This window comes from Belliella aquatica (genome assembly GCF_014637795.1).
In the GTDB taxonomy this organism is placed as follows: Bacteria; Bacteroidota; Bacteroidia; order Cytophagales; family Cyclobacteriaceae; genus Belliella; species Belliella aquatica.
The window spans coordinates 167,468-184,237 of sequence record NZ_BMFD01000004.1; the positions used below are offsets into that span (position 1 = coordinate 167,468).

At 36.9% G+C, this 16,770-nt stretch carries 13 protein-coding genes; 8 read left to right on the forward strand and 5 right to left on the reverse strand.

Translation table 11 applies throughout. The features are described from left to right. Nucleotides 1-40 precede the first annotated feature (40 nt). Complete coding sequence (locus IEV57_RS07460) at nucleotides 41-895, reverse strand: alpha/beta hydrolase (RefSeq protein ID WP_188441235.1); 855 nt, start codon at nucleotides 893-895, stop codon at nucleotides 41-43. Nucleotides 896-1,233: 338 nt separating this feature from the next. Here IEV57_RS07460 and IEV57_RS19515 point away from each other — a divergent pair, with 338 nt between their 5' ends. Both IEV57_RS19515 and IEV57_RS07470 read left to right on the forward strand, forming a co-directional pair. Beyond that, nucleotides 1,234-1,794, forward strand: a complete 561-nt coding sequence (locus IEV57_RS19515; protein WP_373282248.1) for a CPBP family glutamic-type intramembrane protease — start codon at nucleotides 1,234-1,236, stop codon at nucleotides 1,792-1,794. Nucleotides 1,795-2,090: 296 nt separating this feature from the next. Next, on the forward strand, nucleotides 2,091-2,573 hold the full coding sequence (locus tag IEV57_RS07470) for a CPBP family glutamic-type intramembrane protease (RefSeq protein ID WP_308419872.1): 483 nt from the start codon (nucleotides 2,091-2,093) through the stop codon (nucleotides 2,571-2,573). Between the two features lie 180 nt (nucleotides 2,574-2,753). On the opposite strand, the gene IEV57_RS07475 is transcribed toward IEV57_RS07470, so the two are convergent. From IEV57_RS07475 to IEV57_RS07485, 3 genes are all read right to left on the reverse strand, one after another. Next, nucleotides 2,754-4,895, reverse strand: coding sequence for a glycoside hydrolase family 97 protein (locus IEV57_RS07475; RefSeq protein ID WP_188441242.1), 2,142 nt, complete (start codon nucleotides 4,893-4,895; stop codon nucleotides 2,754-2,756). Nucleotides 4,896-5,232: 337 nt separating this feature from the next. Further along, entirely contained in the window at nucleotides 5,233-5,697 is a 465-nt protein-coding gene (locus tag IEV57_RS07480; protein ID WP_188441244.1) for a YciI family protein, read from the reverse strand. 67 nt (nucleotides 5,698-5,764) lie between these two features. Then, the gene (locus IEV57_RS07485; RefSeq protein ID WP_188441246.1) at nucleotides 5,765-7,147 is read right to left on the reverse strand and encodes a TIGR00341 family protein; all 1,383 of its coding nucleotides are present in this window, start codon (nucleotides 7,145-7,147) and stop codon (nucleotides 5,765-5,767) included. A 551-nt stretch (nucleotides 7,148-7,698) separates the two neighbouring features. Here IEV57_RS07485 and IEV57_RS07490 point away from each other — a divergent pair. The 5 genes from IEV57_RS07490 to IEV57_RS07510 all read left to right on the forward strand — a co-directional run bounded on the left by IEV57_RS07490 (nucleotide 7,699) and on the right by IEV57_RS07510 (nucleotide 12,618). Further along, nucleotides 7,699-8,067 carry a response regulator gene (locus IEV57_RS07490; protein ID WP_188441248.1) on the forward strand — a complete coding sequence of 123 codons (369 nt, stop codon included), beginning with the start codon at nucleotides 7,699-7,701 and terminating at the stop codon, nucleotides 8,065-8,067. A gap of 51 nt (nucleotides 8,068-8,118) precedes the next feature. Then, nucleotides 8,119-8,916: an MlaE family ABC transporter permease gene (locus IEV57_RS07495; protein ID WP_188441250.1), complete on the forward strand. Its 798-nt coding sequence runs from the start codon at nucleotides 8,119-8,121 to the stop codon at nucleotides 8,914-8,916. Beyond that, a complete protein-coding gene (locus tag IEV57_RS07500; protein ID WP_188441252.1) occupies nucleotides 8,909-9,670 on the forward strand; it encodes an ABC transporter ATP-binding protein in 762 nt (253 codons plus the stop codon). Before IEV57_RS07495 ends, IEV57_RS07500 begins: the two co-directional genes overlap by 8 nt. Further along, complete coding sequence (locus IEV57_RS07505) at nucleotides 9,670-10,638, forward strand: MlaD family protein (RefSeq protein WP_188441254.1); 969 nt, start codon at nucleotides 9,670-9,672, stop codon at nucleotides 10,636-10,638. Before IEV57_RS07500 ends, IEV57_RS07505 begins: the two co-directional genes overlap by 1 nt. Nucleotides 10,639-10,791: 153 nt before the next feature. Beyond that, the gene (locus IEV57_RS07510; RefSeq protein WP_188441257.1) at nucleotides 10,792-12,618 is read left to right on the forward strand and encodes a hypothetical protein; all 1,827 of its coding nucleotides are present in this window, start codon (nucleotides 10,792-10,794) and stop codon (nucleotides 12,616-12,618) included. A 3-nt stretch (nucleotides 12,619-12,621) separates the two neighbouring features. Here the strand turns inward: IEV57_RS07510 and IEV57_RS07515 are convergent, their stop codons facing one another. Further along, entirely contained in the window at nucleotides 12,622-13,665 is a 1,044-nt protein-coding gene (locus IEV57_RS07515; protein ID WP_188441259.1) for an endonuclease/exonuclease/phosphatase family protein, read from the reverse strand. Nucleotides 13,666-13,833: 168 nt separating this feature from the next. On the opposite strand from IEV57_RS07515, the gene acnA reads away from it, so the two are divergent. Beyond that, complete coding sequence (gene acnA / locus IEV57_RS07520) at nucleotides 13,834-16,617, forward strand: aconitate hydratase AcnA (protein ID WP_188441261.1); 2,784 nt, start codon at nucleotides 13,834-13,836, stop codon at nucleotides 16,615-16,617. Nucleotides 16,618-16,770 lie beyond the last annotated feature (153 nt).

Consider the following 16,770-nt stretch of genomic DNA (forward strand, 5'->3'; position numbering starts at 1 on the left):
TAATATTATTTCCTTGAAAATTAAATAGTCTTAACCTATTTCAATTATTTTTCTCAAAAACCTGATTGATAAAAAGGAGATGAAAGGGAAGTGCTTCTGTCCAATAGTCCCAAGTATGAGCACCCGGACGCTCTGTATATTCATGTGGGGTGCCATTTTCCAGAAGCAGTTGATGAAGTTGCCTATTTGTCTCTATCAGAAAATCATCAACGCCACAGTCTATCAATAGCGCAATGTTATTTTCTTTCATCTCTGAAATCAATCCAACAGCAGTATAGGGGCTAAAAGGATAATCATAATTGATGTTTCCAAGCATTTCTTGTTGACTTTTTTTACGCTCTTCTTGTGTGGATTCATTTCCAATCCAAGTTCTTACATCAATATTCATCACGCCGCTCATCGATCCGGCAGCGCTGAATAAATCAGGATGTTTGGCTGCAATCATCATTGCACCATGTCCTCCCATGGATAACCCAGTAATTGCTCTAGCATTTTTGTCTTTTTTGGTTGGATAATTTTGGTCAACAAATGGGATCAATTCTTTGCTGATATAAGTTTCATACTGAACGGAATCCATTAATGGGCTATCATAATAATAGGAAAAAGGAGCCACACCAGGAGTAACCAAAATCATTTGATATTGATCAGCGAGATTTTGAAGGAGGTTGGGTTTGGTGACATTTTTATGCCAATCCAAGTAATTCCCCCAAGCTCCATGAAGGACATAGACTGATGGGAAATCCTGATTTTTATCTTCACTGCCACTCGGCAATACTACAGTTGCTTTGAGTGATTTATTCATCGCTTTACTGAAGACTTCAATTGTATCTGTCTTGGCTTGGATAAAACTTGTACTAATAATTATGAGCAGAAGGGTGAATTTTAAAAATTTCATGGACTCTTTTGTTTTCAAGATTGACAATTTAATGAATTCAGTCTTAAATTAATTTAAAATGGATATTTTGAATAATTAAATTTGGATAAAAATTAAATTAGGATTAGTTTTCCCACTTAGTAAAACAATAAAAAATCTGAATAAAGTCAAAACTAAAGGTGTTAATTTTAACCAAGTCTAAGTTTTTCTAAAAGAGAATAGATGAAATAGTTTTTTAGATTTTAAGTGAAACATAGGAGATAGTTTTAATGATGATAATTTTTATAAAAGATTTTTGGAAGTTTTTACTAACTGGAACGGAATCAAGTCAAGTAATTATTTCAAATAAAAAATTTTTGATGCATGCCTTCTTTCTTAAGTTTCTTTTTGTCTTTTTTATCATTTTGATTCAAAATCTTTTATTCAACTCAAGGATCAATACTCAGAACTCAGTTTTTGATGGGGAAAATATTTATAAAATTTTCTTGAATGTGGTTATCCTAGCCCCACTTATAGAAGAATTTGTTTTTAGATATCATCTTAGGTTAAAATTTAAAAATGTTGTTTTTTCTGCTATAGCTTCTATTGTATTGTTTCATGATAGCTTCTTAAAACTTTCTCTCATTCTTTTATATTTCCTAACTATTTTTGTTTTCTTAAAATCCGATATTGAGGTTAAAAGATTGATTTTAGTTTTTGTTTCTTCATTTATGTTCGCGGTTTTACATTTGGATTTTGCTGAAAGTTATATCTCATTTGAATATTCAATATTCGTTTTTTTGCCACACTTTTTTGGGGCACTAGTTTACTGTTACGTCTTTTTTAAAAAGGGAATTTTTGTGTCTATTATGCTCCATATAATTTGGAATCTTGTTGGTTTTTTAAGTTTCCTTTTGAAAACTAAATTATTGGAGTTTTAATCTGGAAAAAGTAAAATTATTTTAGAAAAAAAACGATTTGATTTAATAGTAGTATGAAATATTTCTTAAATCTATTTTCTGGAATTCTAAACACATCTTCTGAGTTACTTGAATTTTTGAGGAATCCATCATTTACAAAAAGAAAAATTACGAAGAAGGAACTTGCAAATCTTTTCATTTTGAAGATTTTCCTTGTTTTCGCTAATTTTTCGATTTTAAATTTATTCAATTTGGATTTTGAAGAAGATTTTAAATACGACCCTCAATCCATTTTAGATTAAAAAGTATTATTTTTAATCTTGGTAACGATAATAGCACCATTATTTGAAGAGTTACAATTTAGACTTCCACTATCAGAGAAAAGAAAGCATTTTATATTTCCAATTTTAATTACTCTATCATTTATCTTAATTCAAATTTTAGATAATGTGAGCTGGCTTAAATTTTCTATTTACTCTACTTATTTTATATTTCTAGTATTTATATTTTTTAGGAAAGAAAGAGATTTTAAAAACCCTAAAATAGATATTTTTGGAACCACCATATTCTTTGCTTTACTTCACTCCTTTAATTATGAATTGAGTGAGCTAAATGGTGTAGAATATTTATCTATCTTGCTCGCAGTATTACCTCAGTTTATTGGCGGACTCATGCTGGCTTACATTCGGATAAGATTTGGATTTTGGTATGGAGTCTTTTTTCATGGCCTTTGGAATTTTACTTTAATTTCACTGATATTAATATTATTCTCGATCGTTGGTGATTCGTTGATTTATTAATCAGAAAGGGATATACGAATTGTAGACTGGGTTATTTGAAAATGGTTTCTTAAAACATTCTTTCTAAAAAAATTGCTTGGGATTTTGATTTAAAAAAACGGTGAGTTTTTACCCACCGTTTTTTCAAAGATCCTAAAAAATAACTATTTATTTCACATCATAAAAAGTTGCAGCGATAACTTACGACTTCTTCAACCCTTTCAGATCAGCCTTCTCTGCTTCCATAATACTGATTGCAAAACCTCCGCCTGGGGCGCTGTATTGAGAAAGTTTGGACTTTTTAGTCACAGTTACTTTTCTAATTTCATAGCTTTGAGGGTTGTTTCGGAAATGTGCATCTTTGGTATCTGAGTAGATGGTTGCGATATAGCTTTTTCCTTCTTCAAGAAAATCAAATTTAATCTCAGCTGTTCTTCCTTCATTTCCATTGACATTTCCCAAAAACCAATTGCCAGTTCCTTTTTCTTTTCTTGCGATGGTGAGATAATAACCTGGCTCAGCTTCCAAATAGACACTCTTGTCCCAATCCAAAGCGACATCTTTGATGAATTGGAAGGCGTCCATAAACCTTTCATAGTTTTCTGGTAAATCTGCGGCCATTTGAAGTGGGCTGTACATCGTCACATAAAGTGCAAGTTGATTGGCAATCGTGCTGTTTACCCAAGAATTATTATCCGGATTGAGTTTACTGATATCCATTTCAAAAATTCCAGGCGTGTAATCCATCGGCCCTCCAATTTGTCTGGTAAATGGCAAGACGGTCACATGATTCGGTTTCGAGCCTCCAAATGCCTGATATTCTGTTCCTCTCGCAGATTCATTGGCGATTAGGTTTGGATAAGTTCTACCGATTCCTGTAGGACGAACAGCCTCATGGGCATTGACCATGATTTGATATTCTGCTGCTTTTTCTACGGCATATTGGTAGTGGTTTACTTGCCACTGACTGTAATGATTATCTCCAAATGGGAGGATGGTACCCACATAGCCGCTTTTGACTGCATTGTAGCCATTGTCTTTCATGAATTGGTAAGCCTTATCTAATTGTCTTTCGTAGTTTCGGACAGAGGAGGAAGTTTCGTGATGCATGATCATTTCTACACCTTTTGCTTTCGCATAATCTCTCACACCTTCCAGATCAAAGTCAGGATACGGAGTGACGAAATCAAAGACATAATCCTTGGCATTGCCAAACCAATCTTCCCAACCGATATTCCATCCTTCTACCAAAACCCCATCAAAACCATGTTCTGCGGCAAAATCTATGTGTTTTTTCACATTGGCAGTAGTTGCGCCATGTTTTCCATTTGGCTTGGCTTTGCTGTAGTCGGTTTCTCCTAATTTTACCGCAGGAAATTCGTCAGTGTAAGACCAAGTGCTTTTTCCTGTGATCATTTCCCACCAAACACCCACGTATTTCATGGGCTTAATCCAAGAAGTATCTTCGATTTTATTGGGTTCGTTGAGGTTGTAGGTAATTCTTGAGACCAAGATATCCCTCGCATCATCAGATACAATAATTGTTCTCCAAGGGCTGACAGATGGACTTTGAAGATATACTTTATCTCCATTGGCATTGGGCGTTAACCAGGATTCAAAAATCATCTTTTCATCATCCAAATTCAAGTGCATCGTTGCATAATCGATCAAATCTGCTTCGTGCAAATTGATATACAAGCCTTCATTTGTTTTCATCATCAAAGAAGTCTGCACGCCAGTAGGAGAGAAGGAAGTCTGCGAAACATTGGCGGTAATGGCTTGCGTCATTAAAGGTCTAATTTCGGAAAGTTTTGACTCTACGTAGTCATATTCCTGTGTGTCATAATCACCAGGAATCCAAAAAGCGGTGTGATCTCCCGCCATAGCAAACTGAGTCTTCTCATCAGAAATAATAAAATGAGCTAAATTGGGCTGTGATGGAAATTCATACCTGAAGCCAAGCCCATCATCAAAAAGTCTGAACCTGACTACCAAAGTTCTATTTTCGAAATCGTCACCCTGTTGAAGCGTGACGGTCATTTCTTTGTAATGGTTTCGAATACTTTTCTCTTCACTCCAAACAGGCTCCCAAGTTTCGTCAAAATCAGCATAAGTCACTTCATGACTTTCAAACCCCGATGTAAAATCAGGCTTTCCTTTTAATTCAAGTCCCAATTTACTTGGTAAAATGACAGGTTGGTTTTTGTAGCTTAAAGAATAGTAAGGAACTCCTTCTTTTAATTCAAAATTCAATTGTAGCTCTCCATTTGGAGAACTAAATTGCTGTCCCATTGCCCAAAAACTTAGACTAAATAGGAGGATAAGGTTCAATAGTTTTTTCATATCAATAGGGTTATTTCAGATTCAAATCAGCCAAAAATTTTTGGCTTTCTTACCGAAATTAGCGCTTACAAACTACCCAAAAAAGCTTTTCAATGAATATTAGCGTGTTTTCGAAGTAAATAAATTGTGCAAACGTTTGATATTTTGTGTTTCAAAAAATCACCAAGTCAAAAAATAGAAAATCTGATAAAAGTTATTGTTTGTGCGCCTCCTATCAGATTATGCTAAAAATAATGTCTTCAGTTTCTTTCCAGCTGCTGTTGACAGTCGAGGGTTGACAATTATCCGCTTAATTATAAGTGAAATATTCATATTCTGGTGTCATTACGGATAATCATCAAAAATCCTTTTTCTGAAGCTTTGGATAAATATCCGTGAGCATCATCAATGCTGCACTTCCATACCATTCAACCAATTCCATTTTCAAGACTCCTGCTTTGATTGCTGGATCTGTATTAGTGAGTGCCTCAGCTTCTTCTTTTGTAGCAACGTCAAAAATGAAAATTCCTCTTTTCTCACCACCATTGATAAATGGTCCGGCAACAATAAGTTTTCCTTCATCAGCCAAATTGGTGATATTGGCCATATGACCTTTTTGAATTTCTGCTCGCTCTTCGGTAGAATACTCCTGAACACGGTCTCCTGCAAGCAGAAAAGCCATCACATATCGCTTCATGCCATATTCATCTGCCCCAAGCTGTGCAGCTAATACCGAATCATACGCTGCCTTCTGAGCAAATGAACCAACTGAAAATCCCATCAACAGGATTGCAAGAGATAAAATAGACACTAGCTTTTTCATGTGTTTTTATTAATGTTGAATGCCCTACATAAATCTAAGATCTACAATCTAAAATCTACAATCCCCCCTACTGAATTATCAAAGAAACCGTATCTGCCTTAGTTCTGATTTTTAGCCAATCTTCAAATCTTTTTCGCTCTTGAGCATTTGGACGCTGTCGGAATTTGGCATAAGCCATCAAGATAGTATCTTGTTTGTTTTCTAATACGTCTGCAATAATCGCTCTATTCAAAGAGAAACTAACCAAACTGGAATGATTGATTTTGGCTTCCTTTGCCAAATCCATCACCTGTTTGCTGGATTCAGAGTATTGCAAGAGTTCATTTTCTAAGAAGGAAATCTTTTGGTCCTTATTTTGAATCAGTAATTCATTTCTTTCATAAAGATCCTTGAGGACATCAGAACGCAACATATTCAAATCAGGAGTTCCGTCTCCACTTTGTTTGACTTTAAGATACGTTTTACTGAGACTAAAGGCCTTCAGTTTATTTTGAAGTCGGGACAAATCCTCCTCTTCAATTCTTTCTCCCACTATCGAGATCTCTATTGTACTGCTGTCAGCATCGTAGTTTAAAGTGCTAGCAATTACTTGTGATCTTGGAAAATCCATTTCCATGGCAACAAATTGCTTGGCGCTCTTTTCCCAAATCGTGCGTGTCACAATATTATAGGCGAGGTATATACTCGGTACTACAGTAAGCAAAGTGAAAATGGTAATGTATCTTTTTACAGTTTTTTCCCGATCCCTATCCAGAAATTCTTTTTTAGGAAATTTCATAAATCGAACAATCAGATAGGTAGACAAACTGATGAAAACTGAATTGATGAAAAAGAGATAAAATGCTCCGAAAAAGTAATAGAGATTTCCCGTAGCCAAACCATAGCCTGCGGTACAAAGTGGAGGCATCAAAGCTGTCGCTATGGCCACACCAGGAATGGCATTGCTCTTCTCTTTTCTGGAACCTGCGACGATTCCTGCAAGCCCTCCAAATAGTGCAATAAGTACATCCCAAATACTCGGTTCTGTTCTAGCCAAAAGTTCAGATTGTGCATCGATCAAAGGAGTAAAAGAGAAGTAAATTGTGCTCGTGAGAATACTAATCAAAACTGCAATCCCAAGATTTTTCAGAGACCTTTTGAGCAGCTCAAAATCATTAATTCCGGCGGCCATTCCGATACCCATGATCGGACCCATAAGGGGAGAAATTAACATGGCACCGATGATGACTGCAGTGGAGTTTACGTTCAATCCGACAGAGGCCACGAAGATGGCGAAGATCAAAATCCAAAGATTAGCTCCTCTAAATTCAATGTTCTTTTTAACATAATCTATGGTCTCGAGTTCGTCTTCTTTCCCTTCATGAAGATCAAATCTGTCTCTGAAAAATAATAAGACATGAAGTATTTTATCTCTTAACCCAGTAGGTTTTTGCTCTCGATTCTGATTCATGAGTTGATTGATTTAAACGTACCAAGATAAAGAAATTTTTAAAATGCAGACTCATTTCATTACCCAAGTGAGTAGCACTTATTTTAATTCATGACCCTAGGCTAGTAGGAGTGAAGGTCAAATTTTCGATTCAATTAGGGATTCTGTAGAAGTTAGTTTTTTAATTAATTGGGGTTTTTTGGAGGGTAAAAACCAAATGGAACAGGCTTAAAACCACTGAGAATTCGAACATATTCAAGATTTAATCAAGTAGAGGTGGAATAAGAGGATAGACTCAGATATGGTAAACAAAAGTTTTGGTGAGCAGTATTAAATCATTGATTATAAATGATATAAATTATATTTAGACTAATCTAAATTTGCTTAAGCTAAATAGTTTAGTCTAGTCTAATAATGTTTTTCCTATAAAATCATGTCCTTAGATAGATAAAATCTTAATTTTGAATAGTAGAGTTGGTAATGAACTCTAAAAATCCGTGAGTTGATTTACACCGTATAATGTCTAGTAATAAAAATCAGTTGAGTATTTCACCAATAACTCTTTTTTGAAAATGGTAAAAAATTTAAATAAAATTATTTTTGTGGATGACGACAAAATCCAACACATGATCAATAAGAAAAATATGCTCCGAGTAAAACCTGACTTGGAACTAATTTTCTTTGCTGATCCTTTTTTGGCATTGGATTGGCTTGAGTCTAACTCAGCAGATCTTCTTCTTTTGGATATCAATATGCCAGAGATGAGCGGTTGGGAATTCCTCGAATTGCTCGCTGCAAAGAATATCGAAATAAATGTAAACATGCTTAGCTCCTCCATGGATCCTGACGATTTTCAAAAAAGTAATGAGTTTACTTCCGTGTCTGGATTCTTGATCAAACCCCTGCAACTTGATGTGATCGAGCGCTTGCTCAATCCATAAATTTGGTTTGGTTTAAAATGATTACTTTCGTGCTTTAGAACTTAGAATTTTATGTCAGAAACTATTGAAAGAAACAGACCCGTCATCTCAAAAAAGATAGATAAGTTTTTCGTTGGCTTGGCGGATGCTTTCAACTTTGTAAAACGGTTTTTCCAAGAGGTATGGTTCCCCCCATACGAGTTCAAAGAAATCCTTAGGCAATGCTATGAAATTGGCTACAGATCGCTTCCTTTAATTTCCCTAACGGGCTTTATTGTCGGCATCGTATTTACCAATCAGTCTCGACCTTCTTTGTCAGAATTTGGGGCTGCATCTTGGCTTCCTGCTTTGATTTCAATTGCAATTATTAGAGCAATGGGGCCCTTGGTTACCGCACTTATTGCAGCGGGAAAAGTTGGTTCTAGTATTGGAGCTGAAATTGGCTCGATGAAAGTAACAGAACAGATTGATGCGATGGAAGTATCTGCAATCAATCCATTCAAATATCTAGTCGTCACTCGGACGATCGCCACCACACTGATGATTCCAATTTTGGTACTCTATGTAGATTTTGTTGCCTTGATGGGTTCCTTTATCAATGTCAATCAGAATGAACTCGTCAGTCTATCAACTTTCTTCGTGCAGGTTTTTGAAGCAGTATCCTTCCTTGATGTTTTTTCTTCCATTATCAAGTCTCTTGTCTTTGGGTTTACCATTGGTATTGTGGGTTGTTATAAAGGATATAATTCATCCAATGGTACTGAAGGGGTAGGGAAAGCTGCAAATGCATCCGTTGTAATGTCTATGTTTTTGATCTTTATCGAAGAATTGCTAGCACTTCAAATTGTAAACGCCATCAGATATGCATAGTGATTACACAGAAAAAGTCGTAGAAATTAGAGGCCTCAAGAAATCATTTGATGAAAATCACGTCTTGAAGGGAGTCGATCTTGATCTTTTTAAAAGTGAAAATCTAGTCGTATTGGGTAAATCAGGAAGTGGTAAATCCGTTTTGATCAAACTCATGGTAGGCTTATTGAGACAAGATGAAGGCACGATCAAAATCCTAGGAAAGGATACTGAAAAGCTCAAATTGAAAGAGCTGAATAAATTAAGGTTGAAAATTGGATTCGCTTTTCAGGCATCTGCATTGTACGATAGTATGACAGTGAGAGAAAATCTAGAATTTCCCCTGACAAGAAATATAAAAGGACTGACGAGGAAAGAAATCAACCTGAAAGTTGAAGGCTTGTTAGACTCTGTAGGTCTTCCAAATACGATCAACCAAATGCCTGCGGAACTTTCTGGGGGGCAAAAAAAGAGAATTGGTATTGCGAGAACATTGATACTTGAACCAGAAATCATGCTTTATGATGAACCGACGGCTGGATTGGACCCAACCACTTGTATTGATATCAATAACCTGATTAATCAAGTAAGAGAAGAGTACAACACTTCCTCCATAGTCATTACCCATGATTTGACTTGTGCAAAGGTAACAGGTGATCGCATGGCCGTATTGATTGAAGGCCAATTCGAGGCCGTGGGTACTTTTGACGAAGTATTTACCACTGCTTCTGATCCAAAAATAAAATCTTTCTATGACTATAATTTCATCAAATAATGAGAAACGATAATAAAAAAACAGTTTTAGTAGGTGTATTCGTCCTAGTTGGGATTGCAATCTTGGTTGCTGGTATATTGACCCTTGGGGGACAACAAAAAAGGTTTGTCAAAAGCACAAGCCTAAAAGCTGTCTTTGACGATGTGGCAGGTCTTCAGGCAGGAAACAATGTTTGGTTTTCTGGTGTAAAAATCGGGACAGTTCGAAAAATCAATTTCTATGGTGATTCCCAAGTGGAAATCGAAATGAATGTAGAGAATAAATCTTTGGAATATATCCGCAAGGACTCTAAAGCTACAATAAGCTCTGATGGATTGATCGGGAACAAAATTATCGTCATCTATGGAGGCACCACGCAAGCGCCGATGGTAGAAGACGGAGATAGATTGATTTCTGAAATGCCTTTGGATACTGATAAAATGATGGAAACACTCCAAGAAAATAATAAGAACTTGGTATCCATCACAAATGACTTGAAAGTACTGACTGGTAAAATAGCCGAAGGGGAAGGCATCATTGGTGCAGTATTAACAGACAGTACGCTAGCTGAGAATTTTAGAAGTATCCTTCTTAATCTTGAAAGTACTTCTGTGAAAAGTAATAGGATGGTTGCTGACCTAGGGAAGTTCTCTGCTAATTTGAACAGAGAAGGCACTTTGTTTAATGATTTGGCTACCGATACTGAACTTTACAATAAGCTTCAATCTTCCGTTACAGATTTACAAGCTACAGCTGACAATGCCAAGCAAATGACGGCAAACTTAAACACTGTCACTACAAAACTCAATAGTACTGACAATGCCATCGGGACGCTTTTAAATGATCAAGCTTTCAATAGAACCTTGAAAAGTACTTTAGTGAATCTAGATAGTTCTACCATGAATTTGAATAGAGGGCTAGAGGCTTTGGAATACACTTGGCCCTTTAGAAGAGGTTTCAAAAGATTAAATAAAGCAGAAGAAAATTAAAATATCTTATGTTCTGAAAATAGCAAAAGCCCCTCCTAACTGGAAGGGCTTTTTTCTTTGCTAGAAAATAGAAAGAACTCCCAAAATCAACAGCTTTGTAATTTCCTGAATCAATACCTATATTAACTGCCTAAATCTTAATTCTTTTTACCCATGTGGCGTAAATTTTTACTTTTGTTCAGGAGAATATTTAGAGTCTTTACATTAGATGGTTTTGCACTTTCTTCTGTATGGGTCCAATTGGCAGCGATTTTTTTGGTGTCTTCGCTGATTATTTTCGGGATGTCATTTGTCTTAGGAGATTTGGCGATGAGCTACAGGTTGTTTGCTGATCCTTCGAGTTACGCTTATATTGAAACGGATAATCAATTAATATTCGGATTATTTCAGGTACTATTCGGTCTGGTACTTTTTTCATTTATAATTTCTGTTCTCTCTGCGGCTTTGGTAGAATTGATAGAAAAAATCAAAAGCGGCACACTTGCATACAATAAAAAAGGGCACATTCTCTTTGTGAATTACAATATCAAACTTCCCATGATTTTGGATGAGTTTGATATCAAATCAAGCCAAACGAAAAAAACGCAAAATGTGGTTTTACTTTTTCCTGACTCTGAGACGGTGGCCAATTTTAGAGCTGAGTTGGATAAAGATAGATGGCCAAATCTCGATATTTTTCTCAGACAAGGTGATTTACTCTCTTTTCACACCTATCTGAGACAGGGTATATTCAAGGCTTTAGGTCTAGTAATACTTCATTCTGATCAATTCAAAAGTCCTTTAGAATCGGATAATTTCAACTTAAAGCTCCTGACGTTACTAGTGAGTAACCTAAAGTTTTTAAAGCATTTGCAAGACAGGCAGAGGCAAAAACAACCCATGAAATGTCTGGTGGAACTCTCTGTGAATCCCGAGAGTAAAGTTATTGCTCAAAACCTTACCTCAAACGAGTCAGGAAATCTTTTCGCTGTGACCACTCCCGGCGATGTGATCGGAAGTGTGATGTCAAGGGCAATGGTCGATATCGTTTACTACAAGATTTTCTTTGAAACGCTGTCTTTCGCAGGACCTACCATTCATTTTGTGGATCCCAAGCAAATCAAAAATGCTGGAGATCTTGTTGGTAAGAGTTTTCAGGAACTTTTACTTTCTTTTTCTGGAGCAAGTTTAATTGGATTTTCAGGAGTAGAAAATGGTAAATTTCATATTCAGCTTTGTCCTTTTGAATCAAAATTGAAGCAGGGTGAATGGTTGATTATTTTAGCAGAAAATATCAAAGCGCTTAAATTTAAATCAGTTCAAATTGATTTGTCGAATACTCCTATCCATACCCTAAAATCCCCAGAAGAGTATGACAGTAGAAAAATTTGTGTGATAGGCGAACAATGGCCTTTGGGTAACATTGAGGAGTTTATCGATGAAAAAAGCATCACGAGCTTATCTAAATCCCATTTTATTTTTGAAAATGAGAAGGAATATTTCCAAAAAGAATTCCACAAAACCCTATTTGAAGAAAAATATGATAACATCGTTATCAACCTTTCCGATGAACTAGGATTTAGATTAAGTTTGATTTTATCTCAACTCATGCAAAATAGAGAAAAGCTCCAAACCAAATTCATCACGGTATTGGGTGACCCTACTACAGAACAGTTGTTGAATGCTTACTCTTCAGAAATCAATACGGTACTTTCTCACAAATTGGCTGCAAGGTACATTGCGCAGCTGGCTTTTCAGAAAAATTTAGAGGGGTTATTTACGGAATTAGCGTTTGCCGAGGGTTCGGAGTTCAATCTTTTAGAAGTCGGTACGCATATTCCATCAGAAGTCCTTCAAAATGCAGATCAACTCAAAGCGCTGCTGTCCCAAAATAGCTTGATTTACGTTGGAATGGTCGACAAAGAAAAGAATATCAATCTTTACACCTCAAACTTTAAAAATGCCAAGGAAATCCTAGTGCTAAGCAGAGGGGATCGCTAAAATTTAGAATCCCGCCTTGATTTTTTTATTTGATTGCTCTTCTGCTTCTTCGGTATTTTCCTTTGATTTATTTCCATTTAGAGGCTGAATGCAAAGTTTTGTGCCGATAGGAAAGTGATCTGATCCGACAGCAGAAAGCCTTTCGATAGACCTCAGCGTAAAATGTTTGCTAACAAAGATGTGATCTAAAGGCCATCTCATCAAGGAATATTTAGCATGAAAGGTATTGAACATTCCCCGACCTCTTCTCAAATCCAAGAGACCACTCGTTTTCAAAAATAACTCACTGGTGTAAGACCAACCCACATCATTCAAATCGCCGAAAACTATACATGGTCCATGATGTTTTTTGGCTTGTTTTCCAACAAGAAGAATCTCCGCATCCCTATCTGTACTTCTTGGGTTTTGAGTCGGAACAGGTGGAGTTGGATGAATTCCAAATACATGAATCATTGATGAATCACTGATTTTTAAGTCAAGTTCAATGGAGGGAACTTCCTCATCGATAAGATAATGAACCGATTCCCCAAAAATCTCATACTTAGAATAAAAGAGCAAGCCATAAGTATTGTCTTGCGGGACTTCAATTTGGTAGGGGTAATCATTTTTGAAACATGAAATAGCTTCAGCCCAAGCAGCATCGGTTTCTACTAAAAAAAATACATCAGGATCTTCTTGCTTAATGAGATTGATGGTCTTTTCATATTCCCGATTGTATTGATAGACATTCAATACAAAAAGATGGATAGAGTCAGTTGAATTGCTTTTGAAATCCACAATCATTTTCGGTGAAAATCTGGTGAATGGATAAATACAAATCAATAAATAAACAGCCAATCCACTCAACGACAGAATAAAAAAAGACTCCAAATAGCTAAAACTGCCAATAGCTTCTATGATCCACAGGACAAGAAAGATGACAACAAGTATCAATTTCTGAACCCGAGGATATTCAAAAACTCTAAAAACCCAATTGTCATGCCTGATCATTGGCAAAACTGCAGAGATCAAAAGGAGTGTAGAAAGACTCGTTAAAATAATATTCATGATTATTGCTTTTTGAAAAGTAATTCTGATGTCTTTAAGGTATAATTTTTGTAAATTAAAAGCTCACAAGAGTGGACAAACCGCACGCTTGGAATTATTACCCAAAATACTGGGTTCTTTAAATGTATTATTTTTAATCTATTTATTCACTTAAATCAAAGTTATTCTATGACAGTTGATCCTTTTAATACTAAAAAAACAATCAAGTCAGACAAGGGAGAGTTCAATTATTGGAGTTTACAATCTTTGCAAGATTCAGGCTACAAAATCGAGGAACTCCCATTTTCTATTAGAATTTTATTAGAAAATGCACTTAGAAATTTTGACGATTTTGCAATCACCAAGGAACATATTGAAACCCTTGCCAATTGGTCTCCCGATCCCTCTGATAAAGATATTCCATTCAAGCCAGCTAGAGTTTTGATGCAGGATTTCACAGGGGTACCCGCTGTGGTGGATATTGCTTCTCTTCGAGCAGAGGCAGTAAGAAAAGGGAAAGATCCTAATAAAATCAATCCGCTAATCCCCGTAGACCTTGTGATAGATCACTCTGTTCAGGTAGATTATTTTGGGACCAATTACTCCTATCAAAAAAATGTGGATGTAGAATACGAAAGGAATGGTGAACGCTACCAATTTTTGAAATGGGCTCAAAAAGCCTTCGATAATTTTTCTGTTGTGCCTCCTGGAATGGGAATTTGTCACCAAGTAAACTTAGAATACCTCGCCCAAGGGGTGATTGCTAGAGATGGGAATGTTTTTCCAGATACGCTCGTAGGAACTGATTCTCATACACCCATGGTCAATGGTATTGGTGTGGTCGCTTGGGGAGTGGGTGGAATTGAAGCAGAGGCAGCTATTCTTGGGCAACCCATTTACTTCATCATGCCGCAAGTGGTGGGATTGAAACTCACAGGCAAATTACCTTTGGGAACCACTGCCACAGATATGGTTTTGACCATTACTCAATTGCTGAGACAGCATGGTGTCGTTGGGAAATTTGTGGAGGTATTTGGTTCAGGCTTAGATCATTTGACAGTTCCTGATCGTGCGACGATTTCTAATATGTCTCCCGAATTCGGTTGTACGGTTACCTATTTTCCAATAGATGACAGAACGCTCGACTACATGGGGAAAACTAACCGTGAAAAAGAGCAAATCAAATTGGTAGAAGATTATGCCAAGTCCAATATGCTTTGGAGAGCTGGGGAGGATAAAATCAAGTACAGCTCCGTAGTGGAGTTGGATTTAGGAACAGTAGAACCTACTGTGTCAGGACCTAAAAGGCCGCAGGATAAGATTTTAGTAAGAGAATTCAAGCAAAAATTCGGTGAACTGCTTAAAGAGGTTCACGGAAGAGAATATATTCCTATAGATAAACGAGAAGAAGGTCGCTGGTTTGGAGAAGGAGGGAGTTTGCCCACTGAGCAAAAAGAAGAAACTTCTGCAACAGCCGCCACTGTCGAATATGAAACTAAAGTAAAAAATGGTCTTAAATCAGTTGTCGTCAAGCTCAACAATGAAAAGTTTGCGCTTTATGATGGGTCGATTGTAATTGCTGCCATTACTTCTTGTACCAATACGTCCAACCCTTCGGTAATGATCGGAGCGGGTCTCGTCGCACGCAAAGCGAGAGAACGTGGATTGGATGTCAAACCATGGGTGAAAACATCCTTGGCACCAGGTTCTAAAGTAGTAACAGACTATTTGGAAACAGCAGGCTTATTGGATGATTTGGAAGCATTGCGATTCCATGTGGTCGGCTATGGCTGTACCTCGTGCATTGGGAATTCTGGACCATTGCCAAGACACATCGCCAAAGCAGTAGAAGAAAATGACCTTGTGGTCAGCTCGGTGCTTTCTGGAAATAGAAATTTTGAAGCCCGTGTTCATCCTCAGGTGAAAATGAATTATCTGATGTCTCCGATGTTGGTGGTTGCTTATGCGCTTGCTGGTAGAGTCGACGTGGATTTGAATAACGAACCATTAGGCTACGATCCAAACCTAGAACCTGTTTATCTCAAAGATATCTGGCCAAGCAATGATGAAATATTTGAAGTGATGAGCCGCGTGCTTTCACCAGCAGATTTCGAAAAAAGTTATGGGGAAATTTTCGAAGGCAACGAACAATGGAAAAACCTTCAAGCCCCAAAAGATGAGATTTATCAATGGTCTTCTGAAAGCACTTATATCAAAGAAGCCCCATTCTTTGAGGGTTTATCAGAGTCAGTTGCCGAGCCAAAGGATATTATTGGCGCAAATGTTTTACTGAAGTTAGGGCATTCTATCACTACAGATCACATTTCACCAGCAGGTTCTTTTGCAGAGGATAGTCCTGCAGGGCAATACTTGATCAATAGAGGAGTAGAAAAGAAAGATTTCAATTCTTACGGCTCTAGAAGAGGCAATGATGAAGTGATGGTAAGAGGAACCTTTGCCAATGTGAGAATCAAGAATCAATTGGCAAATAAAGAGGGCGGATTTACCACGTTCATTCCAAGTGGAGAAGAAATGAGTGTATTTGATGCTTCTCAGAAATACCAAGAAAACAACACCCCTCTGATTGTCCTTGCAGGCAAGGAATATGGGAGTGGATCCTCTAGAGACTGGGCAGCTAAAGGCACTACTTTGCTGGGAATTAAAGCTGTCTTAGCAGAAAGCTACGAGAGAATACACCGAAGTAATTTAGTAGGAATGGGCGTTTTGCCTTTGCAATATGCAGAGAAAGAAACCGCAGATTCAATAGGCCTGACAGGTAAAGAAAGCTTTACCATAAAAGGTATAAGTGATGGATTATCACCACTCAAAATGCTTCAAGTTGATGCAAGACGAGAAGATGGATTTTCCACTTCTTTTGAAGTTGTCTGCCGATTGGATTCAGCCATCGAAATCGAGTATTTCAAAAACGGAGGCATCCTTCACTACGTCCTCAGAGAATTCCTCTCGAAGTAAATGGAATAAATTATTTTGGCGCAAGCGCTTGATTTCACAGAGAACCACAGAGAAGTCACCGAGTTTCACAGAGCATTTGATCTATAGTTAAAAACTTTGTGTATCTCTGTGCCTCCTTAGTGGCAACTTGTGTAAAAAAAGCATTAGCGTTAT